Consider the following 25,659-nt stretch of genomic DNA (forward strand, 5'->3'; position numbering starts at 1 on the left):
CTTCATTTATCGTGCCCGCCCCGCCGTCGCTATTTTCACCAAAACAGGTCGCCGATGCGTTGCAGGTCAGCGAATCGTCTGTCAAGCGATGGTGTGACCAGGGCTTGATTCCGATGATTCGCACGGCTGGAGGGCACCGACGTATCCCGTTGGACGAATTGATTCGTTTTCTTGGAGAAAGCGAGCGGCCTTTATTGAATCCAATGGCGATTGGGCTGGAAGCTCCGCCGGTTCGTATGCGGCAACCGCGAACTACCCCCGGAACAGATGAGCAAAAAGCATTCCGGCAAGCTTTGGCGATGGGGAATCATGCCCAGTGCTCCGCTTTGCTGAGAGCGGTTTGGCAAGCGACTGGCAGTGCTACGGCGGCCTGCGAATTATTGATCACCGACGCAATGCACCGATTTGGAGAAGCTTGGGAGCGGAATGAGCTAGAGGTGTATCAAGAGCGGCGGGGTTGTGAGATATGCACGCGATTAATTCTGGAACTACGGTCCGCGATGGGGGAGCCGACGGGCCCGATCGCGATTGGCGGTTCGCCCGAGGGTGACAATTATCAGCTGCCAACATCTCTCGTCGATTTGGCGTTGCGTGAAGTTGGATGGCGAGCGGAATCGCTGGGGACCAATCTACCGTTTGCCACCTTAATGCGAGCGATTGAAGCGTATCGCCCACAGATGGTGTGGCTGAGTGTCTCGATTGTCAGCGGCCAAGAGATGTTTGTTAAATGTTTTAACGAACTGGCCGACACGCTGCCCGACGACTGTGTTTTAATGGTCGGGGGACGCGGCTTGACTGACGCAATTCGTCCCCTGTTGCGGTATACTGCTCACTGCGACAGCCTAAATCAACTGGTCGGCTTGGCGGAAGTGATCCGCCGCCAGTCGCAGCAATTGCCTGCTGCCAGGTTACCGCTTCAGCAATCCGATAATTGAGTGGCTAGTGGCTAGTGGTTAGTGGCTAGAACGTTCTTTTCTCATACATCTTCATGGAACCTAATTGATGTTTACTCGCTCGTTGTTCATGGCCAGACAATTAAAAAGCTTGCTGCGTCTGGCTTCTTTGGCAGGCTTGATTTCCTTGGTTCCGGCCGGCGGGCTGGCGATGGCGGGTGACCAGTGGTCGCAGTGGCGGGGGCCTGAACGGACGGCAATTTTACCAGCCGATGCCGCTTTGCCAACGAAATTAAGTGGCGAGGGTGGCCTGGAAACTGTTTGGAAAGCCGCTTTGGGACCGAGCTATTCGGGACCTGTTGTTAGCGACGGTTTAGTGGTCACGACCGAAACCGTGGATGCCAAGCTGGAACGTGTCACGGCGTTTGAGCTGGAAACTGGAAAAGTCAGCTGGACCACCCAGTGGGAAGGGGCAATGAGCGTTCCCTTCTTTGCCAAGAAGAATGGCGATTGGATTCGCGCCACTCCGGCAATCGCGGACGGCAAAGTCTACATCGCCGGGATGAAGGATTTGCTCGTTTGTCTCGACCTAAAAACCGGTGAGGAGATTTGGCGGTGTGACTTTACGGAACGTTATAAGACTGCCGTGCCCGCTTTTGGTTTCGCCAGTTCACCACTGGTGGATGACGGATTTGTCTATGTTCAAGCGGGCGAAGCTTTGTGCAAGCTCGACGCTAACACCGGCGAGACCGTTTGGCGGTCACTGCAGGGCAACGGGGGAATGGACAGTGCTTTCTCGTCGCCAATTTTCGCCACTTTACACGGGGTACGCCAACTGGTGGTCCAAACTCGCGAAGCACTCTGTGGGCTGAATCCTGAAGATGGAAAAGTGTATTGGACTCAGCCGATTGAAGCATTCCGAGGAATGAACATTCTCACGCCGACGATCATTGACAACCGCATTTTTACCAGTGCTTACGGTGGCCGGGCGAACTTATGGGAAATCAGCCTAACTGACGGCAAGTGGGATGTGGCCCAGATTTGGGACGAGAAGCACCAGGCCTATATGGCGTCACCCGTGGTACTGGGCGGGCACCTGTATCTGCACCTCCGCAACACACGATTCACATGCGTTGATCTGGAAACTGGCGAGGGGACTTGGATCACCCAGCCGACCGAAGATTACTGGAGCATGATTGGTAGCGGCGAGCGGATTTTGGCTCTTTCCAGCAACGGCACATTGCGGTTGATCGAAGCGACTCCGGAGGAATACCGCGAACTGGACTCGTTCAAGATTGCCGACGATAGTTGGGCGCACGTCGCGGTCGCTGGCAACTTGGTGCTGATCCGCGACATCCGCGGCTTGAAGGCGTGTCGGTTTGAGTAGTGTAGAATGAATGTCCTCGGTAGTGCATGCTGGTGTGTAAACTTTGGGCGATTCCGGTATTGGAAACGGCCGGCTAAAGAGATCGTCCAGCTTACAGCTTATGATTTGCTAGCAAAAAAAATTGGCCTCGCACGGGGTGGACTGTTCGCACTACGAGTGCGAGTGATTTATTGTCACTCCGACGAGGCCAGTTGAAAGCTAATGACTCTGTCACCAAAAAACAACTGCATTCCAGTATCCGCCCCTGGCGGAAGGTTCCCCAGAACTACTTGCTCTCCAAGAGCAGCTCAAAGACGATTCCCATGTCCAGGCCGTCCGGCGAACCATCAGCCGCCTCGATTTGCAGACACTGCGTGAGGTGTATCGAGGTACCGCATCGAAACCGTATCCGCCTGAATTGATGCTCGCCGTTGTGCTGGTTCAGATCCTCGCCGGACTGACCAGTCCGGCCCAGTGGTTTCGCGACGCGACCTCGAGAGATCAATGCAAGCTGGTTGGCCAAGGCATCGCTCCCTCGCGTTCAGCCTGGTACGACTTTCGAGACCGAGCTGGCAAGTTCATCGATACTCTCCACCAGCAGCTCATCAATGATGCAACCGATAACGGGCTGGTCGATCCCGTCGAAGCCGCTTTGGATGGAACGTTCACCTCGGCCAATGCGTCACGACACAAAATCTACAATCTCAAGCAGATCAATCGTCGCTTGAATAAACTCAAACGAGCGATCTGGTCAATTGACGACCCGCTTCAGATCGCTGCCGCAAAGCCACTCGAGAAGGTCCCGAAGTGGATTGCTGAAACCGCCGCAGGACGTGGCAGGCAATTGCACAGTCTGCGGCAAGCAAAACGCGAATTGCTTGATAAAATCCGCGATAATCGCAAGGCTCACTCACGTTATCGCCGCGATGAAGCCAAGCTGGTCGTAAGTCCGGCTGACCCCGAGGCGGTGATTGGCCGAGACAAATATGACGTGGTCCGACCGCTCTATAACATCCAGTATATGACCGACTGCCAGAGTGGTGTGATTTTAGGTTTTGAAGTGTTTCGGCAAAACAGTGATAACACAACCCTGGGACCGATGATCGAGCAATGCCAACGTATCGTCAAGGGTTGCTTGCGGACGATTCATGCCGACGCCGGCTACTGCTCGATTCTTGATTTGAAGGATTGTGAGCGGTTGGGAATTGATTTGTGGGCACCGGTTCAGGACAACATCATGCAGCAACGTAAACTGGCCAACGGTCAACTCCAAATACCCTCAGGCGAATTCGACTTTGATCGATCCACCGGCGAGCTGCGCTGCCCTGGTGGCCATGCGATGAAACTAGTACGTACCGTGCAGCTTCCCCGCGCCTGTGGACGCATGGTACCGGAACTGCGTTTTGAGCAGTCGAAGGAAAATTGCTTGGGTTGTCCACTAGCGTTCAAGTGCTTGGGTAATGGCTCAAAACGTCGGACCATCAGCCGCCAGAAAGAACAGCATCTACTGGATGCGCAAAAGGAAAAGATGTCAGGTGAAGCGGGTCGCCAGAGTCGAGGGAAGCGTGGTTCATCAGTTGAAAGAAGTTTTGGCGACGGAAAGCTCCACCGCAATCAGACTACTCAACACGGTCACGGATTAGCTCGGGTACGAGCCGAGGTGGGCCTGCTGGCGCTCGCTCAGAACACCTTGACGCTATACAACCGCGAAAAACGCAGTGAAAACGCATCGCTGTAAGCTGGACGATCTCTTTAGCCGGGACACCAGCGCAAATATTTTCAAGTTCCGCTGGGATTCAAATTCTGTTTCTCGATGGCCAAAATCTTCTCCACTCGCCTGGCGTGCCTGTCTAGCGGGGTGTAACGAGCGGCGAGAAAACTGCGAATGACATCCATCGCCAACTCGGGGCCGATCACGCGTGCTCCGATGCAAAGTACGTTGAGATCGTCATGCTCCACGCCCTGGCGCGCCGAATAAGTATCGTGGCACAGCGATGCGCGAATTCCGACGATTTTATTTGCCGCCACGCTGACCCCCACCCCGCTGCCGCAGATCAATAACCCGCGATCGGCGCGACCTTCCCGGATGGCTTGCCCGACCGCCACTGCAAAATCAGGGTAATCACTGCTAACGGCGTCGTTTGCCCCGCAATCGACCACTGCGGTGACTTGCTGCCCCAGCCAGTTCGCCAGCTCCGACTTGAGCGGGAAACCAGCGTGATCGCCACCAATGGCGAGGCGCAGTGGTTGAGGAGTGGTGTTTTGCATGCGAGCGGAAAATGTGTGAGAAATTTTGGGATGACCAGCGGCAAGAAAAAGGGCCAACAATCACTAGGGGGGGTGAATGGCCGTTGTGGCTAATGGCTGGCTTTGATATTGTTGCGGGTTATGTCAGTTTAGTTTTTTCCTCTAACCCCCGTGACCTAACCGCAATTTTTGTAACCTGATGGCAATGTTCCTTCAATGGCGCCATCGCTTTTCATTTGTTGTCGCTGGTTAGGTCATCTGAGTTCGTTATGGTTAACCGCAATTTAATTCGCTCACTTGAAGATGACAGTCTGGCCGAGGAGTTGGCCGTCCTAGTACCGGCCGAGGAGGCTGAAGAGGCGATTCTGGAGGCTCTTGAGCAAGAGCAACAGGATTACGACGCCGGAAAAATTGTCAACGGCCGGATCGTCGAACTGAACGACGAGTGGGCCTTGGTCGACGTCGGTTTCAAGAGCGAAGGCACCGTCAGCCTCGACGAATGGGGCCCCGATGAAGCGACACCCAAAGTCGGCGACATCGTCAAAGTCCTGATCGAAGAGATGGAGGACGAACTCGGGGCGGCTGATGACCCCTATGGCATGATCTCGCTGAGCAAGCGAAAAGCCGAAAAGATCATCCAGTGGGAAGAGATGATGGAGTCGGTTGCCGAGGGCCAAGTGGTCACCGGTACCGTGGTTCGCAAAATCAAAGGTGGTTTGCTGGTCGATATCGGCGTCAGCGTCTTCCTGCCCGGCAGCCAAGTCGACATTCGCCGACCGGGCGACATCGGCGACTTTATCGGCCGCGTGATCCAAGCCGAAGTGCTGAAGATCGACGATACTCGCCGCAACATTGTGATCAGTCGCCGTTCGTTGATCGAACGTCAACGCGAAGAAGATCGCAAGTACTTGATGATGGAACTGGAAGTCGGACAAATCCGCAAGGGTATTGTCAAGAACATCGCCGACTTCGGTGCCTTCGTCGACTTGGGCGGAATCGACGGCTTGCTGCATATCACCGATATGGCTTGGGAACGGATCGGTCACCCCACCGAAATGGTCACCATCGATCAAGAGATCGAGGTCAAGGTGCTGCATATCGACCGCGAAAAGCAAAAGATCGCGCTTGGTTTGAAGCAAAAGGACCGCAACCCGTGGGAAAACATCGAAGAGAAGTACCCAGTCGAGTCAGTGCACACGGGCGAAGTCGTCAACGTGATGAGCTACGGTGCCTTCGTAAAACTCGAAGCGGGCATCGAAGGCCTCGTGCACATCAGCGAAATGAGCTGGACCAAGCGAGTCAATCACCCCAGCGAATTGGTCAACATTGGTGACCAAATCGAAGTCAAGATTCTGGCCGTCGATCCCGAAGGCCAGCAATTGAGCTTGGGGATGAAGCAGACTCAGAAGAATCCTTGGGACGAAGTGGTGGAACGTTATCCCGAAGGGACCGACGTCAAGGGTCGCGTGCGAAACCTCACCAACTACGGTGCTTTCGTCGAACTCGAAGAAGGGATCGATGGTTTGTTGCACGTCAGCGACATGTCATGGACTCGCAAGATCAGCCACCCCAGCGAAATGCTGGAGAAGGGCCAAGAGATCGAGTGCCGCGTGCTCAGCGTCGACCAACAACGTCGCCGCATCGCTCTGGGGCTCAAGCAACTCGATAACGATCCTTGGGATTCCGACATCCCTGAAAAGTATCAGCCCGGCCAAGTGGTCAACGGCAAGGTCACCAAGATCACCAACTTTGGTGTCTTCGTGGGCCTCGAAGATGGCCTCGAAGGACTGCTGCACATCTCCGAATTGGCTGAACACAAGGTCGAAGACCCCGAAGAAATCGTCAAGGTCGGCGATGACATCGAAGTCAAGATCCTCCGCGTCGATACCGACGAACGCAAGATCGGCTTGTCACGCAAACGCGTCGATTGGGAAGAAGGCCAAGAAGAGGAAGCCGCTGAGGAAGAACGCCAAAAGGTTGCCGGCGATGCCGAACTGAAGGGCGGTCTCGGTGACAGCGAAGGTCCGCTGATCCCGACCAGCGAATGATGCCTTAGCGTTTTCAGAACGCCAAGTTGATCACGAAACCCGGTTGCCAGCCATCGCTGCCAGCCGGGTTTTTTTATGCGCCGGCTACATCAGCCGCCTGGCGCCAGCCTGCGGTTTTCACGGCACAACACGCCACCGTAGGAACCGCACGCTGGCGCGTGGCGGCTGATTTCTGCCAACGCGTTGGGCCGTCGTTCCATCAGCCGCCTGGCGCCAGCCTGCGGTTTTCAAAACACAACACGCAGTCGGGGGAACCACACGCTGACGTGTGGCGACTGATTGCTGCTGGCGCGTCGGCGATCGTTCCATCAGCCGCCTGGCGCCAGCCTGCGGTTTTCACAGCACAACATGCCACTGAGGAACCGCACGCTGGCGCGTTGCGGCCGATTGAGTGCGATTACGTTAGCCGAACAGTTGCTACTCGGCGGGCAGGGTCATTGCCGTAACACGGTCATCCGGGGCGATCACCAGCAGGTAGGCGTTGCGACCGTCACGAATCGTGATGCTGGCCGTGACCGGGGTGCTAGCGACGCGGGGCCCCAGCGCTGCCGTGCTGACCTGGTGTTTGCCGACAGGTACTTCCACGCGGAGGACTTGGATTTCCCTGGGCAGCAAGCTCCAGCAGCGGGTGTCAGCGTTTTCGGTCGCTTCCCACAGCGAGCCCAATAGCGCCAATCCCTGTTCCACACCGGCTGAATTTCCAGAAATCGATTTCGCTCCGGTCGTCACCACCGCCTTCTTAGCCACCCGCCGCACCACCCCTCGGGCAACCGTCCAAGGCAGCTCCGCCTCGGCTTGACGGGTTGCCAAACGGCCCACGTCGGTCAGGCGCGCCGTCGTCCCGGAAGCCACGCCGTTGACGCGAACTCCGACGGTTTGCACGTGCGAGGCGGGCACGACAACTTGCGGTACCGGAATGGGAGTAAGCGTCGGGGGAATCGCCAATTCGCTCGACGCAGCCACGATGCGATCGGCGATCAGCAGCGCCGAGCCGGTCGCCTCGGCGTAGTCTTCGACGCGAATTGGCCCGCGGCCCACCAAAGCGAAAACGTAGAGCACGCCGTAGCCTGGTTGGCTGTGGGTGCCGCTGCTGGCTCGCTGGACATCTTCGGCGGCGAAGGCAAATTCGGGTTCCCACTGGGCAACCAATTGGTAAGCCCGCTCGGCATCGCCATAGTCGTGATGATTGGACTCTCGCAGCAAACCACGAATGTAGGGTGAAAGTGCCAGGGGTTGGTAGACTTGGCCGACATTCTCCAGCCCGCGTTCAGCAGCTTGCTGAGCCAATTCTCCCTGCTTCATTTGAGCTTGCAAGGCATACGCTTCGGCATCTCCCGAGCCGCTGATCAAAGACGTGATCGAGAGCAGCGAACGAATCATCACATCTTCATAACCGGCCGCGTCGTAGGGGCTGTCACGATCATCGGTCAGCAAGGTTGTCGCGGTCGGCATCGTGATCGAGGCCTGGCGATCGTCGAACGTGTCACGGCTATCCCGCAGCAAGGCATCGGCCCGCGCCGCGTTCCCGGCGGCCAACTCGACGATCGCCAAATCGAGCTGAGCCACGTCCCGCAGCCGCCGATCCCGCTCCGTCAACTTCTCGAATTGGGTTCGCGATGCGGCGAAGTTGCCCAAAAAGTAGTCCTGGCGAGCTTGATCCAGCGGACGGGGTCCGGTTTTGCAACCGACCAGCGGCAACCAGGCAACGACGCAACACATGACTACAAACAGTCGCGCGACGTTTGCTCTGGGCAAAGCTGCTGGGTTGAACAAAGGGGGCACCTTCACTCAACCGTCCGCTTGTTGGAACAGCCCATAATTCCACCACTTGCCCGTTCGCGACTTGTGATAGCCCTTGCGAATCGTGGCGGTCTCTTTGACGTAGTCGCCCGAATGCACGTTGACCATTTCCATCGTCAACTCGTAATCGCGTTGGGTGCTCTTGTTTCGCTGCGTGGTGCCACTGGTGATCGTTCCGTACAGGAGAAAATCGACCGGAGCACCCTGGCGTCCAAGCGCGGCGGCAAACAGCTCGCGATTACCTGGCAAAAACAGCGAATCGGGGCGCATGCGAGTTTCTAACAAGGCGGCATCGACCATCCGCCGGCTGATCATGCGAAAATTCCCCGAACTGTTAACCTGAGCGTCAATCCGCTGATACAGCTGTTCTTTAAAATCAATCAACTCCTCGGCACTCTTGTTTTCCAAGGCGATAAAACAAACTTTTGCTGGCACCGAGGTCGTGGTTGGCGAGGGTAACTCGCCCGGGACTAAGGCGGCGCCAGCCAGCTGATCCTCATAAGCGGCCGGGTGAATCACTCCGGCGTCGCACCGCGACAACAGTTTGGCCACACTTTGATCGACCAACGGATTCCAAACTGCAGCGCCAGCTTGATGGCTGCCCACCATGTCGGTGTCATCAGCCGTCAGCAAGTGGCCATACTGGCGACTCGCGCAACCGGTCGAAGCCAACACGGCGGCCGAGATCGCCCAACCGCTGCTGCGACCAAATAATCCGAGAAAAGTGCGGCGATCCATCACCAGTCGCTCCGATTTGTGTACCTGAGAACGCGTGGCGTCCTTAGCTCAGAACCCATCCAGAAAACCCCCAGCTGATGAACCGTTCGGTGCTCAGCTGCTTAGAGTTTTAAGATAACCACGCTTATGTTTATCATTACTTGAAAACTAGGCTTTGGAGCAACCTGTTTGTCGCTGCCCGCCCATGGTCGTTCGTTGGCCTTTACCTGCCAAACCACCCAAACCCACTATCCCCCCCAGTCGCGGAATCTTTTCAGGACTTGGGGCCTCTGGGCGGGTGGGATGTTGGTGAAAAGCAAAAAAAACTGCCTCAGCATCGCTTGAAATCGGACGTTAGGGCTGTGTTGCGTTGACAAACATCGGGACGTCGCGAAACTCTTATTTTCCTACGCAGATTACCAACAGCGTGGAGAGTCCAGTTTGGGCTCTCGGCTGATTTTTTTTCAACTCCGTTCGATCGGTCTCACGATTATGTCCGTCGTTTTGCCTACCTCTCCCCAAGAATCTGATCGGGAAATCCCCGCAGTGGCTCCGCCTCAGCACGACCCTTCCGCGCCAATCGGCGTCCCACCCGTGCGCGGCCCGCTCGAGGACGATTTCAGCCTGGGTGCTTGCGGCTTGGTGCTGGACCCTGATCAAGCGGCCGTGATCCGCGGCGAACTCTCCGGTTTTGATGACGACAGCGACCTGGGTGACGGCGACACCGCGGACGGAGATGAGGAGGTCATTGGCGGCGAAGACGATGAACTCGATGATTTCGATGAAATTGACGAGGACGATTTCGATGACGACTTTGATGACGATTTCGAGGAGGAATTGGAAGACGAGTACGAAATTGAGATTGAGGACGAGATCAGCGCGGAGTTTGGCTTGGGGCCTGACCGCGAGGATGGCGACGAAGAGTTGGACGACCTCGAATCGTTAGCCGACGATTTGGACGATCTGGATGACGATTTAAAGGATTAAAGGAAGGCGATGTTTAAAGCTGTCTCGACCGATGTAAGTTTCCCGCAGCTGGAGCAGCAAGTGCTTCAGTTTTGGCGGCAAGCCGATGTGTACAATCGCACGCTGGCCCAACGACACGATGCGCCGGAGTTCGTCTTTTTCGAAGGTCCGCCAACCGCCAATGGCATGCCCCACCCGGGACACTGTTTAACACGGGCGATCAAAGATTTGTTCCCCCGCTACCGCACCATGCGCGGCTATCGCTGCGAGCGGAAAGCGGGTTGGGATACCCATGGCTTGCCGGTCGAAGTCGAAGTGGGCAAGGAGTTGGGGATTCACAGCAAAGAGGAAATTGAGGCCTACGGCGTCGAACCGTTTATCCAGCGCTGTCAACAAAGCGTCTGGCGGTACATGCAGCAGTGGGAGCAATTAACCGAGCGACTTGGCTTTTGGGTCAATTTGCAAGAAGCCTATGTCACTTATCATCAGAGCTATGTGGAAAGTGTCTGGTGGAGCCTGAAAAATCTTTTCGATCGAGGCCTGCTATATCGCGGCTATAAGATCGTATGGTGGTGGGCGCAAGGGGGCACGGCGCTGTCGGCTGGCGAAGTTGGCCAAGGCTACCGCGAAGTGGCCGATCCAAGCGTCTATGTCAAACTGCGGCTCGTCGACCAGCCCGATCGCAGCTTGTTGATCTGGACGACAACTCCTTGGACGCTGCCCAGCAACATGTTTGCCGCAGTCCATCCCGATTTGGAGTATTCGCTGTGCCAAGACCAGGAAACGGGCGAGCTGCTGTACATCGCGTCCGCTTTGGTCGAGACGATTGCCGGCAAAACGAAACGGGACCTGGAAGTACAGGAAACGTGCCGCGGCAATGACTTAATCGGCCGCCGCTACCAGCCTCCGTTTGATTTCTACTATCGCACGCTGGCGGAGGCCGGCGGCAAAACGACCAGTGGCGAGCAGTTGCCTTATTACTGGCGAGTCGTCGCGGCTGAATTCGTCACCACCGACAGCGGTACCGGGTTGGTCCATCAAGCGCCCGCCTTTGGCGAAGTCGACTACGAAGTTTTTGACCGCGAACGGATGCGTTTTGTCGAGGGCGACCAGCCCAGCTTGTTCTACGCGGTCGGTCCCGATGGCAAGTTCACCAGCGAAGCGGGCGAATTCGCCAGTCAATGGGTGAAAGATGCCGACAAACCGATCGCTCGCGACTTGAAACAACGCGGCTTGCTGTATCACCTCGAGCAGTATCTGCACGAATATCCATTCTGTTGGCGAGCCGATCAAGATCCACTGATTCAGTATCCCCGCGAAAGTTGGTTCATTCGCACGACGGCATTCAAGGATGCCATGCTGGAGAATAACTCGCAAATCAACTGGCTACCGGGGCACATTCGCGACGGCCGCTTCGGTAACTTTTTGGAATCCAACGTCGATTGGGCACTCTCCCGCGAACGATATTGGGGGACGCCGCTGCCGGTTTGGGAGTGCGAACAGACGGGCCGCTATGAGGCAGTCGATTGCTATGACGAATTGCTGGCCAAACCTGGTTTGCAAGGTACGGAAGTTTGGGCCGCGGCCAAAGCGGCAAACCCCGAATTGGCCGAAGATCTAAAGGTCCATAAACCTTACATCGACGCTGTCACTTATGATTCACCATTTGCCAGCGGAGCTCGCATGCGGCGGGTTCCCGAAGTCATCGATTGCTGGTACGACTCGGGTGCCATGCCGTTTGCCCAGTGGGGCTGGCCACATCAAAACAAAGAGCGTTTCAACGCCCAGTTCCCAGCCGACTTCATTAGCGAAGCGCTCGACCAAACCCGCGGATGGTTCTACAGCCAACTGGCGATCAGCACCATGCTGTTTGGTCCCCCGGCGGCGATGGAAACCCAAGCACCAGCGGCGGCCAACGGAGCCTCAGTAAACGGCGGAGAATTAAACGGCGGAAAAAATGCCGTCGCCCAATTTGATTTTCCGCACCCCTTCCGCAACTGCATCGTGCTCGGGCTGATGTTGGCCGAATGGTGGGAATCACCCGATGGGCAACAACGCTTTCTCTCGGAAACGGAAGCCAACGAACAGCTTGACAAAAAGCCGACGAAGAAAGTTGGCAAGATGTCCAAGTCGTTGCGGAACTATCGCAGCCCGAATGAGATTTTTGACACCTACGGCGCCGACGCGCTGCGGTGGTACTTTTTTGCCAACCAACCACCCTGGAATTCGATTGTCTACAGCGAGCGGACGATCCGCGATTCGATCCCCGAATTTTTGCTGCGGCTCTGGAACGTCTTCAGTTTCTTCACGATCTACGCGGAGATCGATGGCTTCGACCCCACCGCCGGGATTGATCAAGCGAAGCAGTTGAGTCCGGCGACGCTGGCCACGGCGACCACCTATCGCGATCCGGCGGAGCGGAGTGAAATCGATCGCTGGATCTTGGCCGAGCTGGCCGCCACGATCGAGCAGGTAATCGAACGCATGGATGCTTATGACAACTATGCGGCTTGCCAAGCGATCACGCGACTGGTCGACGGTTTGAGCAACTGGTTTGTCCGCCGCAGCCGCGAGCGATTTTGGGCCAGCGATCGCCAGGACCGCGACAAACTCGATGCCTATTGGACGCTGTACGAAGTCTTGCTAGAGACGACCAAGCTGATCGCCCCCTTTGTGCCATTTTTGGCCGAAACCCTGTGGCGTGAACTGACACGTCCGTTTGCGTCTGCGACGCGTGCCAGCCCAAACGCGGCCAAGCCGGCTTCCGAGCAGGATCAAGGCGTGCCCGATTCGGTCCATCTTTGCGATTACCCGGTTCCCAGCGAGGCGAATCGCAATCCGGACTTAGCTGGCTCGATGCGCGTGCTACGAGAAATTGCTTCGCTCGGCCGCGCCGCGCGGGCCGCCGCCAAATTAAAGGTTCGCCAACCCTTGTCCCGCGTCGAAGTGGTGCTCCGCGACGATCGCTATACCGCTTGGCTGAGCCAGCATGACGCGTTGGTGTGTGACGAATTGAACGTCAAAGCGGTCGACTACACCACCGATGGGCAGGCCTACGTGGAGTACGTCGTGGTCCCCAATTTCAAGCGTCTGGGGCCTCGCGTGGGCCGGCAGATGCCGGCGGTCAAGAAAGCACTGGGCGACGCCGATGGAGGGAAATTGCTCGAGGAGATGCAGAAGCATGGTAAAATTACTCTGCAAGTCGGCGGGGAAACGCTGGAGTTAGACGGCGAGGATGTGGAAGTCCGTTTGGCGGCCCGGGAAGGGTGGACCGCCGCCCAAGGCCGCGATTGCGTGGTGGTCCTCTCCACCGAAGTCACCGCGGAACTGCGACTCGAAGGGATCGCCAAAGATGCGATTCGCATGATCCAGAATCGCCGCAAAGATCTGCAATGTGAGTTTACCGATCGTATTGAAATCGGTTTAGTTACTGAGGACGCCGAAGTGTCCGCAGCATTGGAGGCGCATCGCCAACGGATCCTTGACGAGACTTTGGCCGATGTCTGCCGGTTTGCCGCTCTGCCGACTGCCGAGGGAGTCACGGTCAAACTGGGAGATTACGAAGCTGAATTGTTTGTTCGCACCGTCGCCAAACCCGTTTAAGCTGGCTGTCTGATGACACGAATCGCCGTATTCATTTCGGGCGGTGGGACCACCCTGCAGAATCTCATTGAGTTCCAACAGCGGGACGAACTTTCCGCCCGTTTGGTGTTGGTGATCAGTAGCCGCGCGAGCGCCGGCGGGCTGAAGTTTGCCGAGCAAGCTGAATTGGAGACGCAAGTGGTCCGCAAGAGTGACTTTGCCGATCAAGCGAATGCGTACAGCGAGGCGATGTTCGCACCGTGTCGCCAAGCCGGGGTCGATTTAGTGGTGATGGCCGGGTTCCTGAAACATGTGTTGATTCCGGACGATTTTGCCGGTCGAGTCATTAACATTCATCCCTCGTTGATTCCCGCTTTTTGCGGCGAAGCAATGTATGGGCAGCGGGTGCATCAAGCGGCTCTCGACTATGGCGTCAAAGTCAGCGGCTGCACGGTGCACTTCGTTGACAACCAATACGACAGCGGGCCGATCATTCTGCAACGCACTTGCCCCGTCCTGGATGACGACACGGCGGAAACCTTGGCCGCCCGCGTGTTTGTGGAGGAATGCCAAGCGTTACCAGAAGCAATTCGCCGCTTCGCCCACGGACAACTGCAAATCGTGGGTCGCAAGGTGCGGAGCAGTCTGGCGAGTAAATCAGTCTAACCAACGAGTCGGTTCGTGAATTCAAACCCAGCTGTTGAGCCATCGCCGCAAGCGGAGCCGCACGGCGAGCCGCAAGCACCTCACCGCCGCCCGGAACCCAAGCTGAGCGGCAGGGGACTGTCACTGTCCCTATTGTTTGCTTGTTTGGTCCCGCTGGGTGGACTCTCCCTCTACGCCATGCTCGTCGGTGGTGCTTACGACAAACCGCTGCCGGTCAAAGTGGAACTAGGCCAGCGTCCGGTGCCGGTGATGAACAGCAGCGCAAAAGTGATCGCCGACGTGGTGATTTTGACAAACTTGGCCGACTACGACTTGCCGCGACTGACGATCGACCTGAACGGGCAATATTTCTTGCATCAGAACAGCCCGCTGACAGTCGGCGAGGAATTGGTTCTTCCGCTGGCGATCTTCTCGACCAAGAGCAACCAACGCTGGGAACCGGGGGCCTATCCGCTGACTTCGATAAACGTGACGGCCCAATTGCCCAGCCGCAGCCGCGGGGTGTTAGAATTGGAGTTCGACCCACCTCGGTAACACAAAGCTTGCTCTTTCACACAGAGCGTTGATGAAAGACCGACGTGGGGCCCCTCGATTTCCCCGCCGCTCCATCTTGCTTTGTGAGGTCCCGTGATGCACCGATTTCTGTTACCCGTCCTAGGTTGTTTTCTGACCGCGGGCTGGCTTTTCGCTCCGAGTTGGGGGCCAGTCAGTTTTGCCGCCGAGCCTGGCACGGCAATCTATGACGTCTTCACTGACGGCCAAACCAGCCAGGATGCGCGGTGGGGCGAATTGAAGACCCTCAACGGCCACTTTCCTTTCCAAGTTCCCCAGAGCGTGGAGGCGTGGGAAGATCGCGCCGAGCAATTGCGGCGACGGATTCTGGTATCGGGCGGGATCTGGCCGTTACCGGAGCGGACGCCACTCAATGCAGTGCTGCACGGACGTGTCGAGCGAGATGGTTTTTCGGTGGAGCGAGTTTATTTTGAAAGTGTCCCGGGCAACTATGTCACCGGCCTGCTGTTCCGTCCCGCCGGCGATCCAGCGACCAAAAAGCCGGCCGTGCTGTGCCCGCATGGTCATGGGGGAAGATTGGACGACCGCGGCGAGCAGGGTGTTCGCAACGCGATCGCCGCTGGCTTTGAACGGTTCGAGCAGTCGGGGCGTTTTCCCACCCTGGCGCGTTGCGCTCAATTAGCCAGGATGGGCTGCGTGACTTTCTTCTATGACATGATTGGCTATGCCGACAACCAGCAAATCCCTTTTGAAATCGCTCACAGAGCGGCGAATCGGCGGCCCGAGATGGAGGGGCGTGAGACTTGGGGATTTTACAGCCCGATGGCCGAATCGCGGTTGCAGTCGATCATGGGCTTGCAGTCTTGGAACTCGATTCGCGCGCTCGACTTCCTCGCTTCGCTGCCCGACGTGGATCCGGCTCGCATCGCCGTCACGGGAAATAGTGGTGGTGGCACGCAAACGTTATTGCTTTGCGCGATCGACGAGCGTCCGATTGCTTCCTTTCCCAATGGCATGGTCTCCACTGCGATGCAAGGTGGCTGTTACTGCGAAAATGCACCATTACTGCGTGTGGGAACTGGCAACGTCGAGCTGACCGCACTGTTCGCCCCCAAGCCGATGGCAATGACGGCGGTCGACGACTGGACCAGGGATATGATGCGTGATGGATATCCCGAACTGAAACAACTTTATGGCATGTATGGGAAACCCGATCATGTGCTCTGCAAAGAGTATGCTCATTTCCCGCACAATTATAACTATGTCACCCGCGCCTTGATGTACTCGTTCTTCAACCGCCACTTGGGGCTCGGGCTGCAGGAACCCGTGTTGGAAGCAGACTATGAGATTTTGACTCGCGAAGAGACCTCGGTCTGGAACGAGCAACACCCGGCACCGGCGGGCGGTCCCGAGCATGAACGCAAGGTTTGTCAAGAAATAGCAGCCCGCTCCGACGCACAATTGGCTGCTTTACGTGAACAAGATTTTGACAAATACCAAGACACCGTAATGACCGCTTATCAAACGATCATCGATCGGCGATTACCCCCGACTGGCAGCGTCGAATTCGCCCCAGCGGCGACCGCTTCGATCGCCGATGTGTTGGTTGAGAAAGGGACCATCGAATTGCCCCAACACGGCGAGCAAATTCCCACCCTGCTGATCCGGCGTCTCGAAGACCGCAAGCCGCAAGGCGTGATGATCATGCTCAACGGTTTCTCGAAAGCCAACTTGTTTGGCGACGACGGCAAACCGGTGGAGGTAGTTCGCCAAGTGATCGATCAAGGCCGCTGGGTGATCGGGATCGATTTGTTTGCCGCGGGAGAAAATTTGAAAGCGGGGGTGGACCCAACTTTGCAACGTCGCGTCGCCGGTGATGATCGGCACTATGTGGGCTTTACTTATGGTTACAATCCGCCCCGTTTCGTCCGCCGCGTGCACGACATCCTCAGCGCCATTCGTTTCGCCAGCGATCGCGGTGAAGGGACACCATTGGAGTTGGTCGCCAGCGACGGAGCGGGACCGGCGGCGGCAGTGGCCAGATTGTTGGTCGGCGATGTGGTCGAAAACGCAGTGATCGATACGGAGGGCTTCCGCTTTGCTGACCTCGATTCCATTTGGCACAGCCAACTTTTACCAGGGGCAGTCAAATATGGCGACTTACCCGCCGTGCTGGCTCTGCAAGCTCCGCACAAGTTGACCATCAAAGGGGAAACAGGCCAAGCATTAAAGCCGATTGTGCAAGCTTATCGCCAAGCGGCCGATCGTCTGGCCGTCGAAGTTGATAAGTAGTCCAAATCTTCCTGCCCTAAATTTTCCTGCCCCAAAAGCTTTCACGGTTCCGAGGAACCGGACGCTGGCGCGTGCCGGCTGATTTCGTTTCGTTTAATGACTTTTGCGGAGGTGATTAGATTGGCAGCGCCCGCAGCAACCCTTCGGCTTTATGCCAAGTCTCGCGATACTCGGATGCCGGATCGCTGGCGGCCGTGATGCCACCACCGACTGGAATTTGGAGATAGCCATCAGCCTGCGTGATCGTGCGAATGAGGATGTTGAAATCGGCCGCGCCACCGCAGCCGATGTACCCCAGCGAACCGCAGTAAGGTCCACGGGGGACTTGTTCCAAGGCGGTAATTTTTCGCATCGCTTCGACTTTGGGAGCTCCCGTGATGCTGCCCCCCGGGAAACAGGCTGCCAATAGATCAACCACGCTCGCCTCGGGCCGCAATTGTCCCGTTACAACCGACACCAGATGCTGGACGAAAGCATAAGGTTCCACGGCGCAGAGTTGCCGCACGCGCACGCTGGAATCGGTGCAAACTCGCGATAAATCGTTCCGCATTAGATCGACAATCATCACGTTCTCGGCGCGATCTTTTTCGCTAGCCGATAACTCGGCCGCCAATTGGGCATCGAACTGAGGATCCCCACTGCGTGGACAAGTTCCCTTGATTGGCCTGGTCTCGACCTGCCGATCGCGAACTCGCAGGAACGTTTCCGGGCTGCTGCTGAGCACTTGAAAGGTCCCGCCATCAAAGTACCCGGCCTCGGGAGCTGGGTTTTCGCGTCGCAAGCGTCGGTACAACTCAGCCGGTGCCGCGGTTGCCGGATAGAGCAGACGTTGCGCCAGGTTGACTTGAAAGGCGTCGCCGGCGCGAATCGATTCCACGATCTCGGCCACAGCCGCTTGAAAACCGGCAGCGGTAAAGTTGCTGGTCAACAACAGATCGCGATGCGTGGGAAACTGGGGAGCTAAAGTTGCAGCCTCGCGGACCGGGCCGGCGGCGCGTTGCGGCGAGGGCCAAACGGGGGCGGCGAGCCACTGCAAAACCTGATCGATGCGGGTTGCGGCAGCAGCGACACTTGGTTCCCCATCCAGTCGCAACCCTTGGCTGATCACCCAGCTCGCCCCACTGCTGTGATCCTGAGCTAGCGTCCAGTCGTACAAGCCGACGGCCAGCGGTGGTGTCGCCAGATCTTGGTAGCGGGGCGGAGGGACCGGTTCCAGCAGCCGATTGAGCTCGTAGCCAAACAAGCCGGCGATGCCGCCTTGGAAGGGAGGCAACTCAGGCACGAATCGCCGGGGAAGTCTTTCCACCCATGCGGACAGTTGGTCGATCGCTTGGCGCAGCGCGGCAGGGTCACCCGCGGCTGGGGCATCCGCGGCAGGGGCCACAATTCGCAGCAGCGGATCGGCAGTGAGAAAACTGTATCGCCCCAGATGTTCGCTGGGGTGGGTAACGCTGTCGAGCCATAGCACGCCGGGCAGCGACTGCAAACGGTCAAAAGCGGTGACCAGAGAAAAGTCGTCCGGCAAACGATGGATCAACGGCAACGAGCCGTTTCCTTGCGCTGCGAAATCGGTGGGGGGCGCGAACGGCGGAGGGATCATGCCGCGGCTATTCCTTAGGCCCGAACAGCCCATCGAGCACGCCGTTGATCGACTGGCGAAAATTCGTCAATGAGTTGTCAGCCAGCAGCTCGGCCTTGTCCGATTTTACGAGCGCCGCCGCTAACGCTCGGTGTTCCTGCCAATCGGCCAATTCGAATTCGCGAATATCTGTGTAAGTATCGGCCAGGCCTTTGGAGATTTTCGGCACCATCAACAGCCCTTGGGAAGAGCGGACGAAATGGTAATGCATGGCGCCTCCCAACAACATGGCGCCGACAACCATCCCGAACAAAAACGATGTAAATCGACTCATCCCAGCCTCGGTTTGAAAAACAATTGATTATGCGGCTTTTGATTCCTGGGAATCTCGCGAAAGGGCGGTAAAACCAGCCGGCAGTGAGCGGATGTGCAAATCACGCTGCGGGAAAGCCAGTTCAATGCCATCGCGAACGAACCGTTCGTTCACTTCGGTATTTAACTCATGAATCGTCATCAATCGTACGTCGAGCGTCTTCAGGTAGCAACGGACCACTAGGTTCAAAGTCGAATCGCCAAAGCCCTCAAAGGAAATAATCGGGGCTGGATCTTCGGCCACGTTGGGGTGCTCGTCACAGATCGCTGCCAGTAATTTGCAGGCAGCCCGCGTGTCGCTGCCGTAAGCAATGCCAACGTTCAACACGATACGGTTGGTGGAATCTGAAAGTGTCCAGTTTATCACCCGGCCGGTAATCAAGTCCTTATTGGGAATGATCAATTCCTGGCGATCCCAGTTGACCACGGTGGTAGCGCGCATACGAATTTTAGAGACCGCGCCGGTGGTGCCATCGATCGTGACCACGTCCCCCACGCGAATTGGTTGTTCGAACAGCAGGATGATGCCGCTGATGAAATTGGCAAAAATCTCTTGCAAGCCAAACCCTAAACCGACACCCAACGCTGCGACCAACCACTGGATGCTCTCCCAGTGCAATCCCAACGTTTGCGCGCTGAGCACGATCCCCACCATCAGCATCACGTAACTGCTGAGGGTTGTGATGGCATAGCGGGCGGCGTTCTCCAGTGGCAACTTCTGCAGCAGCACGTTTTCCAACAACCCAGGGACGTTGCGGACGGAGACAAACGTCAGCAAGATGACTGGCAACGATTTCAACAAGCCACCCAACGTCACATACTGCAACACGGTCCCATCACTGCCAACCTCGCTGGGCCAAAGTTCAAAGCTGTCGAGGAACTGCACGGCCGGCAACACGGCGGCCCACATATAATACAAACCAACGACGGTCATCACCGTCATCAAAGTGTTAATCAGTCGCAAGGTCTGGGCGTTGATTTCACTCAAATCGAGCGAAGTCGATTCAACGGCGAGATCGATCGGCACACCCTCGCGGCGCTCCGCCTCGCTGGCTCGTTGGCGAGCTTGTGCCAGCAACAACCGCCGGCGGCTGAGCGTTACCCAGCGTCGCAGGGTTCCGCCGGTAACTGTCAAACCAAGCACCAGCCATAAAGTCCAATACAACTGCACGGCCAGCTGAATCGCCGAATAGCTGTACCCAGCCAAGCAGAGGATACCGAGGCCGATTGGCAAAGCCACCGCGCTGTAGTGCCAAACATAACGCAACCGGTCGACCCAACCGCCAGCCGATCTCTCCACCAGCACCGCCATGATCCCGCGTTCCGGATGCAGCACCCGCCATAACATGTGTGCAATCAACAGCGCGCCGATAAAGTATAAGGGGCGTGCCAAAGACGAGATAATCGAACCAATCCCGCTGTAATAAGCCACGCCCCATAACAACAGCAGCGGCGCGCCGGCATCAATCGTGGTGCGAAGGCTGGTGCGGACCACTTGCGCTTGGATGGCGCACAGACCAAAGTGCTTGATCGCTAAACCATGTGGCCGCAGAATCTGGCGTGCCAACTCGAGCGGAAAGACCGCCAAGGCAAGCAGCTCCAAGGCGCTACCCACGGCTCGCACATAGTTGGAATCTCCCGAATAATTGACCAACCGCCAGCCCGGAATCCAAAACATCACCACCAGTGGCAATGCCAACAAAGCGGTCATCCACATCACGCGGATCGTGGGCCGCATCGCCGCTTGATTTCGCTTGACCGCCTGCTCGCCAATCTCGGCAATGGCTCGCCGCAACTTGCTACCAAAGCCGAACAAACACCCTAGCGCCAGCAACCAAAGTAAGACAATATCGGGACGGCGCCACATCTCGAAGACGATCGCGTCCCACAAACCGCGCAGGTTGACCGGCGTGACGATGGCTTGGAACGAATGCCAAGTCAACTCCAGGTCGCTGGCCAAGTAGGGTCGTGAATTGCGGATCCACAACACGTTGCTGTCGATCAAGCTGCGAAACTCGGCCGCCCGCTCGCTGATACTTTCCAAATGATTCTTTAACTCAATCAATTCGGTGGTGTAGTTCTCAACGTCGCGATCGATCTCGGCTAACAAGGCGAGCTCTTGCTGGACCAGCGGTGAACGTTGTGGCCCGCTGAAGCGCGCGCCCGTGACTCCACCAGCCAATTCATCGATCGTCACTTCCAATTGGGCTTGAAAGGCACCCATGTCCTCAATCCGCAAATCGGCGGAACGAATCGCCGCTCGCAGCTGTTGCTCATCGGGCAAACGTTCGCGTTGCCGCAGCAGCTTCATGCCCAAGCCGCTGCGAAGCGTACCGTTATTTTTCAGGTCATTTTCAATCGCCTGCTGGGTGTCGGCTAACTCTTTTCGGAGCTGTTCCTCGCGAGTTGCCTCGGCGGTCTTTTCCCGCTCGATCTCGCCATGCTTGCGGACCACGTCGATCCAAGCCTTGCTCTGCTCCATGATGACCGATTCGGAGGGCTGCCGGTCGGCCGCGAGCAACGCCTCGTGGTGCTTGCGGATCACCTGTTCGACTTTGATCTCACGCCGGTTACTGACCGCTTGCGTTAACAGAGCGACTTCCTTCTCCAGCCAGGTCACCCGCCGCTGAGCAACGCTGATTTGCTGGGGAACCAATTCCTCTTCGGCTTCGATGGTCCGCTGTTCTTGTTGCTGCAAAGCCAATCTCTGTCGCAGCAATTCCAAACGTATCTCACGCTCCTGCCGCATGGCATCGACCAATCGCGTGTCGCCCATCCCTTCCGCCACCACGGGTAACGCTTCAGCCTCAGCTTTCTGCAAATCGGTACGCAGGCTAGCCACCAACTCGGTCGCTTGCACGCGACGCGTTTTCCGGTTTTCGGATTTGGCGGACAGCTCAGCCAACAAAGATTTGGCCGCCGCCAATTCCGCTTCGCGCTCGGCGCGGATACTTCGCACGCGATCCAACGGCGTGCTCTCGGCGACCCGCGGGGGAGGTGGTGGTTCGGCGGCCAATTCGGCTTTGGCGATCGCCAATTCCGTTGGCACCGCAGCGACCTGTTCCTCCAGCTTCTTTCGCCTGCCCCGCACCTCGGATAGTTTAGTGACCGCCTCCATACTGCGCTTTAAAACGTCCGTCAGCGGTACCTTGACCTCTTCGGGCAGTTCGGTCTCTTCAGCCAACGCGGCCAATTCTGCCTGCAGATGCTCGGCAGTCGGCAAGGGGGGAGCAGCGGCCTGGGTGCTGACCGGAGTCAACAGGTTGATTGCCGCAGCACACGGCTGCGATGACCCGCTGGCTAGCAGCAGTAGTGCGGACAGAAACACCCAGCAGCGAATGAAGGGCGTCCCTAGGGAAAGAAAACAAGCTCGCTTCGATTGCCAAATGGTGGCGGAAAACATGATCATCCGTTGAAATTAAGGTGCTGGCTTCCTAGCCAAGGCGATCCATCGCTGCCGGCAAGTGTCCTCGAAAGACCACTTCCCGGAAACCCCAATCGCTAGCCTTTCAACACTCCCATTTTAACCCGCTCATTCCCAACTTGACCCGCTCAGTCGCAATTTGCCCAGCTTACTCACCTAGCTGTCCAGCCACCATCAACAACCAACAGGCTGCCGGTGGTATAACTAGCTGCGGGACTCGACAAATAAATCGCCGCCCCCTGGATCTCTTCCAGCCGGCCCCAACGGTTGAGCGCCACCGCACCGACGATAAATTTCTTCGCTTCCTCGGTGTCGGCAATTGGCTCATTCATGGGGGTCAAAAAAGGGCCCGGGCAAATCGCGTTGACAGTGATCCCCGCCTCAGCCAGTTCCAACGCCAGAGCGCGAGTCAGCTGGATAACGGCCCCCTTGCTGGTGGCGTAAGGCGTGCGATTGGCCAAGCCGACCATCCCCAGGGTGCTGGCCAAATTGACGATCCTGCCCCAGCCACTCTGCCGCATCCAGGGCACAACGGCCTTACACATCAGCCACATGCCGTCGACGTTAATGCTCTGCACGCGGCGAAACTCTTCGAAGGAGAGTGATTCAATACTGCCGCGAATATTGATGCCGGCGCTGTTGATCAAAATATCAATCTGTCCGAATCGTTCCCCCACCGCAGCCACCGCCGTTTCCAAGCTGGCCGGCTCGCTGACATCTGCGCTGACGGCCATCGTGGCGACCCCGTACTCGTCAGCAATCTGCTGGGCCACCGCCTCACAACTGGCCAGCTCGCGGCTCAGAATTGCCACCTGGGCACCCGCCGAAGCCAAGCCGGCGGCCATCGCGGCCCCCAGTCCCTTGGAGCCGCCGGTGACCAGTGCCACGCGACCGCTCAAGTCAAATAATTTGATCCCTGGTAATCCGGTCATCAAACTTTACTCCGCTTGAAATAGTAACTGATGAAGCTCTCATAACTCTTTGGCTGGGATCTTGATGACCTTAGCCGCGATTGCGTTCCAGCAGCACCATCGTAAGGATCGCCAACAACGATCGTAGTTCATCATCCTCGGGCATGTCGTTGAGTTTTTCGACGACAAAATGACCTTCGAAGATGGCGGGCTTCTTGATGACTCGCAGCAGCGGCGTGCCGTCGGGACGTCGCACAATGTAACTGGGGTTAATCAAGTACGTGGCGACAAATCCCACCAGGGGAATTTCGCCCAGTAAACTCTCCAGCACCTTTTTGAATGGACTCTCCTCCGAAATGGTCATATCGATCTGCCCCTCCTGCATCACTTCGTAATGGGCTGACCAAAATGATCGCATTCCTTTGCGACGGACCGCACCCCAGTCGTTTTCTTGGGCGTCGGTGAAATGATAGTTGGCTGAAAAATCGATCACGCGATCGGCCTTGATCTGAAAAATCAGTTGGTTCCGTTCCGCATCGGCGAAGACCTCAATATGCTCCTTCAACTTGAACATTTTTTGCTTGATGAACATCAGCAACTGTTCGTTCGCATCGAGCGCGGTAATCCGCTGACCAAGTGTCAAAAGTTTAAAGTGTAAGTTGAGCGGATATTGCATTTTGGAAGTTTCCTGTTGCCAAGGCATAATTACCGAGATTCGCCGTGCTGCGAGCCTCCGCAGATGATACCTTAGACACCAACGCCTGACAGCCGGCGCGACTCAATAGTTATTTCCCACGAGTTATTTCCCACGCATTGATTTTCCGCAGTGACCGATCGTCCATCGAGTGAAAAACCGACCGCCGAGCATTCGCCCGCAGTGACGCCTGAGCTTCAAGCGGGGGGCGATCCGCTAACCGCCGACGAGCTATTTCCGCGGGAGGGCCGGCTGGCGGCTGTCGACTATGGCACCGTCCGCATTGGCGTGGCAATTTGCGATCCCGGCAGAATTCTGGTCAGCCCGCTGGGGATCCACACACGGGCCGGGGAGGCACAGTTGACTAAATTTTTCACCGAGCTGGCTGCCGAAGAACGCGTTGCCGCCTGGGTCGTCGGCTTGCCAATCCACTGCGACGGGGGCGAGAGCCAGAAGTCTGGTGAAGCCCGCGAGTTCGCCCTTTGGCTGCAACAGACGACGTCGCTGCCCGCGCGTTTGTTTGACGAACGCTTCTCCACCGCGCAAGCCAAGCGACGGCTGCGGGGCAGAAAAATGACTCACAAAACTCGCCAAGCGCGCATCGATGCGGTAGCCGCTCAAGTGCTGCTGGAAGCTTTTTTGGAAGTCCAACAGTACACGGGCAAACTCCCCGGCCAAGCCGCCGACGCGCCGCCCGAAGGTGACGATTCGCTCGAATAACGTGGGAGCATCGGTTTGCCCCGCCGCGTTGCTATTTAGCCGCCGCATTCCTATTCAACCGCTGCACCGCTATCCGGCGGGCACCTCGATTCGCCCGGCCCACCTAACTTGCTGGCAAGAATCGTTTGTATTTGCTCCGCCTGTTCGTTCGACAGCTCCGCGTTTAACGCTGCGGGAGAATGCAACAAAGAAACATGCAGCGAAGAGCCGCCTTCAGTCTTGGGCGTAATCTCCCAACCGGCTAATGCCTGCCACGGCACCAGTTTTCCGCCGAGCATGATGCCCTCTTCATACACGGGCGTCTTTCCAAACAGGAATTTGTAAGCCACGAAACTACCACCGACCAACAAAGCCAACCCGACCGTGATTGCGCGTGCCAACTGCAAATTGTCGTCGATCCACAGCACACTAAGCACGATCATTAGGGCGCCCGCAATTGCCCATAACACATACCCAGCCGACATCAATTGACGATTTGCGGTGGGAATGGCACAGCAAGTAACTCCCGCCCCCAACAGGAAAAAGCCTCCGGTTAGTCCGCTCGGGTCATTCCCTTCGGCGAAAGCCGCGACAATACCTCCGGCTCCCAGCAAAATTACGAATATCCCCAAAGCGATTAACGCCGTTTTGGCGGCGGAAAATACTTGGTAAACCGGCGTCCCGATGATCGCAAGGTGTTCACCATGGGGACTTGCTGTTCTTTTGCGAGTCATAACTGACGCCACGAACAACAACGCCAGCATGGCCCAGCCAAAATACAGTACGTACCAGCTGCTGGCATTCAATACCGCAATGGTCGTTACACCGGCGAGTATGCCGACAATCAGTTGAGCGAAGCGACCTTTGCTGGGAGGCATTCTATCTTTTCA

At 57.1% G+C, this 25,659-nt stretch carries 19 protein-coding genes; 10 read left to right on the top strand and 9 right to left on the bottom strand.

Annotated features, from left to right (window positions below):
* Positions 1 to 11 precede the first annotated feature (11 nt).
* From SH139x_RS20320 to SH139x_RS20330, 3 genes are all read left to right on the top strand, one after another.
* Positions 12 to 935, top strand: coding sequence for a helix-turn-helix domain-containing protein (locus SH139x_RS20320; RefSeq protein WP_488351593.1), 924 nt, complete (start codon positions 12 to 14; stop codon positions 933 to 935).
* 67 nt (positions 936 to 1,002) lie between these two features.
* Positions 1,003 to 2,280, top strand: a complete 1,278-nt coding sequence (locus SH139x_RS20325) for a PQQ-binding-like beta-propeller repeat protein (RefSeq protein ID WP_488351594.1) — start codon at positions 1,003 to 1,005, stop codon at positions 2,278 to 2,280.
* 340 nt (positions 2,281 to 2,620) lie between these two features.
* Positions 2,621 to 3,997: a transposase gene (locus SH139x_RS20330; protein ID WP_488351595.1), complete on the top strand. Its 1,377-nt coding sequence runs from the start codon at positions 2,621 to 2,623 to the stop codon at positions 3,995 to 3,997.
* A gap of 41 nt (positions 3,998 to 4,038) precedes the next feature.
* On the opposite strand, the gene rpiB is transcribed toward SH139x_RS20330, so the two are convergent.
* Positions 4,039 to 4,527 carry a ribose 5-phosphate isomerase B gene (gene rpiB / locus SH139x_RS20335; RefSeq protein ID WP_488351596.1) on the bottom strand — a complete coding sequence of 163 codons (489 nt, stop codon included), beginning with the start codon at positions 4,525 to 4,527 and terminating at the stop codon, positions 4,039 to 4,041.
* A gap of 248 nt (positions 4,528 to 4,775) precedes the next feature.
* On the opposite strand from rpiB, the gene SH139x_RS20340 reads away from it, so the two are divergent.
* A complete protein-coding gene (locus SH139x_RS20340) occupies positions 4,776 to 6,554 on the top strand; it encodes a 30S ribosomal protein S1 (protein WP_488351597.1) in 1,779 nt (592 codons plus the stop codon).
* 417 nt (positions 6,555 to 6,971) lie between these two features.
* Here the strand turns inward: SH139x_RS20340 and SH139x_RS20345 are convergent, their stop codons facing one another.
* Positions 6,972 to 8,273 (bottom strand): COG3014 family protein, encoded by a 1,302-nt coding sequence (locus SH139x_RS20345; protein ID WP_488351598.1) that lies wholly within the window; start codon positions 8,271 to 8,273, stop codon positions 6,972 to 6,974.
* A gap of 69 nt (positions 8,274 to 8,342) precedes the next feature.
* Positions 8,343 to 9,092, bottom strand: a complete 750-nt coding sequence (locus SH139x_RS20350; RefSeq protein ID WP_488351599.1) for a penicillin-binding protein activator LpoB — start codon at positions 9,090 to 9,092, stop codon at positions 8,343 to 8,345.
* A 471-nt stretch (positions 9,093 to 9,563) separates the two neighbouring features.
* Between SH139x_RS20350 and SH139x_RS20355 the strand changes: the two genes are divergently transcribed.
* The 5 genes from SH139x_RS20355 to SH139x_RS20375 all read left to right on the top strand — a co-directional run bounded on the left by SH139x_RS20355 (position 9,564) and on the right by SH139x_RS20375 (position 17,090).
* Positions 9,564 to 10,058, top strand: coding sequence for a hypothetical protein (locus tag SH139x_RS20355; protein WP_488351600.1), 495 nt, complete (start codon positions 9,564 to 9,566; stop codon positions 10,056 to 10,058).
* A 9-nt stretch (positions 10,059 to 10,067) separates the two neighbouring features.
* Entirely contained in the window at positions 10,068 to 13,640 is a 3,573-nt protein-coding gene (ileS, locus tag SH139x_RS20360) for an isoleucine--tRNA ligase (protein WP_488351601.1), read from the top strand.
* 12 nt (positions 13,641 to 13,652) lie between these two features.
* Positions 13,653 to 14,285, top strand: a complete 633-nt coding sequence (gene purN / locus SH139x_RS20365; protein WP_488351602.1) for a phosphoribosylglycinamide formyltransferase — start codon at positions 13,653 to 13,655, stop codon at positions 14,283 to 14,285.
* 15 nt (positions 14,286 to 14,300) lie between these two features.
* A complete protein-coding gene (locus SH139x_RS20370) occupies positions 14,301 to 14,819 on the top strand; it encodes a hypothetical protein (RefSeq protein ID WP_488351603.1) in 519 nt (172 codons plus the stop codon).
* A gap of 96 nt (positions 14,820 to 14,915) precedes the next feature.
* Positions 14,916 to 17,090, top strand: a complete 2,175-nt coding sequence (locus SH139x_RS20375; protein ID WP_488351604.1) for an acetylxylan esterase family protein — start codon at positions 14,916 to 14,918, stop codon at positions 17,088 to 17,090.
* A gap of 115 nt (positions 17,091 to 17,205) precedes the next feature.
* Here SH139x_RS20375 and SH139x_RS20380 read toward each other — a convergent pair whose 3' ends face one another.
* The 5 genes from SH139x_RS20380 to SH139x_RS20400 form a co-directional block, all read right to left on the bottom strand.
* The gene (locus SH139x_RS20380) at positions 17,206 to 18,690 is read right to left on the bottom strand and encodes an anthranilate synthase component I family protein (protein ID WP_488351605.1); all 1,485 of its coding nucleotides are present in this window, start codon (positions 18,688 to 18,690) and stop codon (positions 17,206 to 17,208) included.
* Positions 18,691 to 18,697: 7 nt separating this feature from the next.
* Positions 18,698 to 19,003 (bottom strand): hypothetical protein, encoded by a 306-nt coding sequence (locus tag SH139x_RS20385; RefSeq protein ID WP_488351606.1) that lies wholly within the window; start codon positions 19,001 to 19,003, stop codon positions 18,698 to 18,700.
* 27 nt (positions 19,004 to 19,030) lie between these two features.
* Positions 19,031 to 22,450 (bottom strand): mechanosensitive ion channel domain-containing protein, encoded by a 3,420-nt coding sequence (locus SH139x_RS20390; protein WP_488351607.1) that lies wholly within the window; start codon positions 22,448 to 22,450, stop codon positions 19,031 to 19,033.
* A 167-nt stretch (positions 22,451 to 22,617) separates the two neighbouring features.
* Entirely contained in the window at positions 22,618 to 23,397 is a 780-nt protein-coding gene (locus SH139x_RS20395; RefSeq protein ID WP_488351608.1) for an SDR family NAD(P)-dependent oxidoreductase, read from the bottom strand.
* 70 nt (positions 23,398 to 23,467) lie between these two features.
* Positions 23,468 to 24,052, bottom strand: coding sequence for an LURP-one-related family protein (locus tag SH139x_RS20400; RefSeq protein WP_488351609.1), 585 nt, complete (start codon positions 24,050 to 24,052; stop codon positions 23,468 to 23,470).
* A gap of 150 nt (positions 24,053 to 24,202) precedes the next feature.
* On the opposite strand from SH139x_RS20400, the gene ruvX reads away from it, so the two are divergent.
* Positions 24,203 to 24,790 (top strand): Holliday junction resolvase RuvX, encoded by a 588-nt coding sequence (gene ruvX / locus SH139x_RS20405; RefSeq protein ID WP_488351610.1) that lies wholly within the window; start codon positions 24,203 to 24,205, stop codon positions 24,788 to 24,790.
* Positions 24,791 to 24,840: 50 nt separating this feature from the next.
* Here ruvX and SH139x_RS20410 read toward each other — a convergent pair whose 3' ends face one another.
* On the bottom strand, positions 24,841 to 25,647 hold the full coding sequence (locus tag SH139x_RS20410) for a hypothetical protein (protein ID WP_488351611.1): 807 nt from the start codon (positions 25,645 to 25,647) through the stop codon (positions 24,841 to 24,843).
* Between the last annotated feature and the right edge of the window lie 12 nt (positions 25,648 to 25,659).

The sequence above is a fragment of the Kothea flammea genome (assembly GCF_052161645.1).
GTDB lineage: Bacteria > Planctomycetota > Planctomycetia > Pirellulales > Pirellulaceae > Laterigemmans.

What these genes read in the sequence shown, in the direction of transcription:
- SH139x_RS20325 (WP_488351594.1), top strand. Translation starts at nt 1,003, where the DNA reads ATGTTTACTCGCTCGTTGTTCATGGCCAGACAATTAAAAAGCTTGCTG.
- rpiB (WP_488351596.1), bottom strand. Translation starts at nt 4,527, where the DNA reads ATGCAAAACACCACTCCTCAACCACTGCGCCTCGCCATTGGTGGCGAT.
- SH139x_RS20340 (WP_488351597.1), top strand. Translation starts at nt 4,776, where the DNA reads ATGGTTAACCGCAATTTAATTCGCTCACTTGAAGATGACAGTCTGGCC.
- SH139x_RS20345 (WP_488351598.1), bottom strand. Translation starts at nt 8,273, where the DNA reads ATGTGTTGCGTCGTTGCCTGGTTGCCGCTGGTCGGTTGCAAAACCGGA.
- SH139x_RS20350 (WP_488351599.1), bottom strand. Translation starts at nt 9,092, where the DNA reads ATGGATCGCCGCACTTTTCTCGGATTATTTGGTCGCAGCAGCGGTTGG.
- SH139x_RS20355 (WP_488351600.1), top strand. Translation starts at nt 9,564, where the DNA reads ATGTCCGTCGTTTTGCCTACCTCTCCCCAAGAATCTGATCGGGAAATC.
- ileS (WP_488351601.1), top strand. Translation starts at nt 10,068, where the DNA reads ATGTTTAAAGCTGTCTCGACCGATGTAAGTTTCCCGCAGCTGGAGCAG.
- purN (WP_488351602.1), top strand. Translation starts at nt 13,653, where the DNA reads ATGACACGAATCGCCGTATTCATTTCGGGCGGTGGGACCACCCTGCAG.
- SH139x_RS20375 (WP_488351604.1), top strand. Translation starts at nt 14,916, where the DNA reads ATGCACCGATTTCTGTTACCCGTCCTAGGTTGTTTTCTGACCGCGGGC.
- SH139x_RS20380 (WP_488351605.1), bottom strand. Translation starts at nt 18,690, where the DNA reads ATGATCCCTCCGCCGTTCGCGCCCCCCACCGATTTCGCAGCGCAAGGA.
- SH139x_RS20385 (WP_488351606.1), bottom strand. Translation starts at nt 19,003, where the DNA reads ATGAGTCGATTTACATCGTTTTTGTTCGGGATGGTTGTCGGCGCCATG.
- SH139x_RS20390 (WP_488351607.1), bottom strand. Translation starts at nt 22,450, where the DNA reads ATGATCATGTTTTCCGCCACCATTTGGCAATCGAAGCGAGCTTGTTTT.
- SH139x_RS20395 (WP_488351608.1), bottom strand. Translation starts at nt 23,397, where the DNA reads ATGACCGGATTACCAGGGATCAAATTATTTGACTTGAGCGGTCGCGTG.
- SH139x_RS20400 (WP_488351609.1), bottom strand. Translation starts at nt 24,052, where the DNA reads ATGCAATATCCGCTCAACTTACACTTTAAACTTTTGACACTTGGTCAG.
- SH139x_RS20410 (WP_488351611.1), bottom strand. Translation starts at nt 25,647, where the DNA reads ATGCCTCCCAGCAAAGGTCGCTTCGCTCAACTGATTGTCGGCATACTC.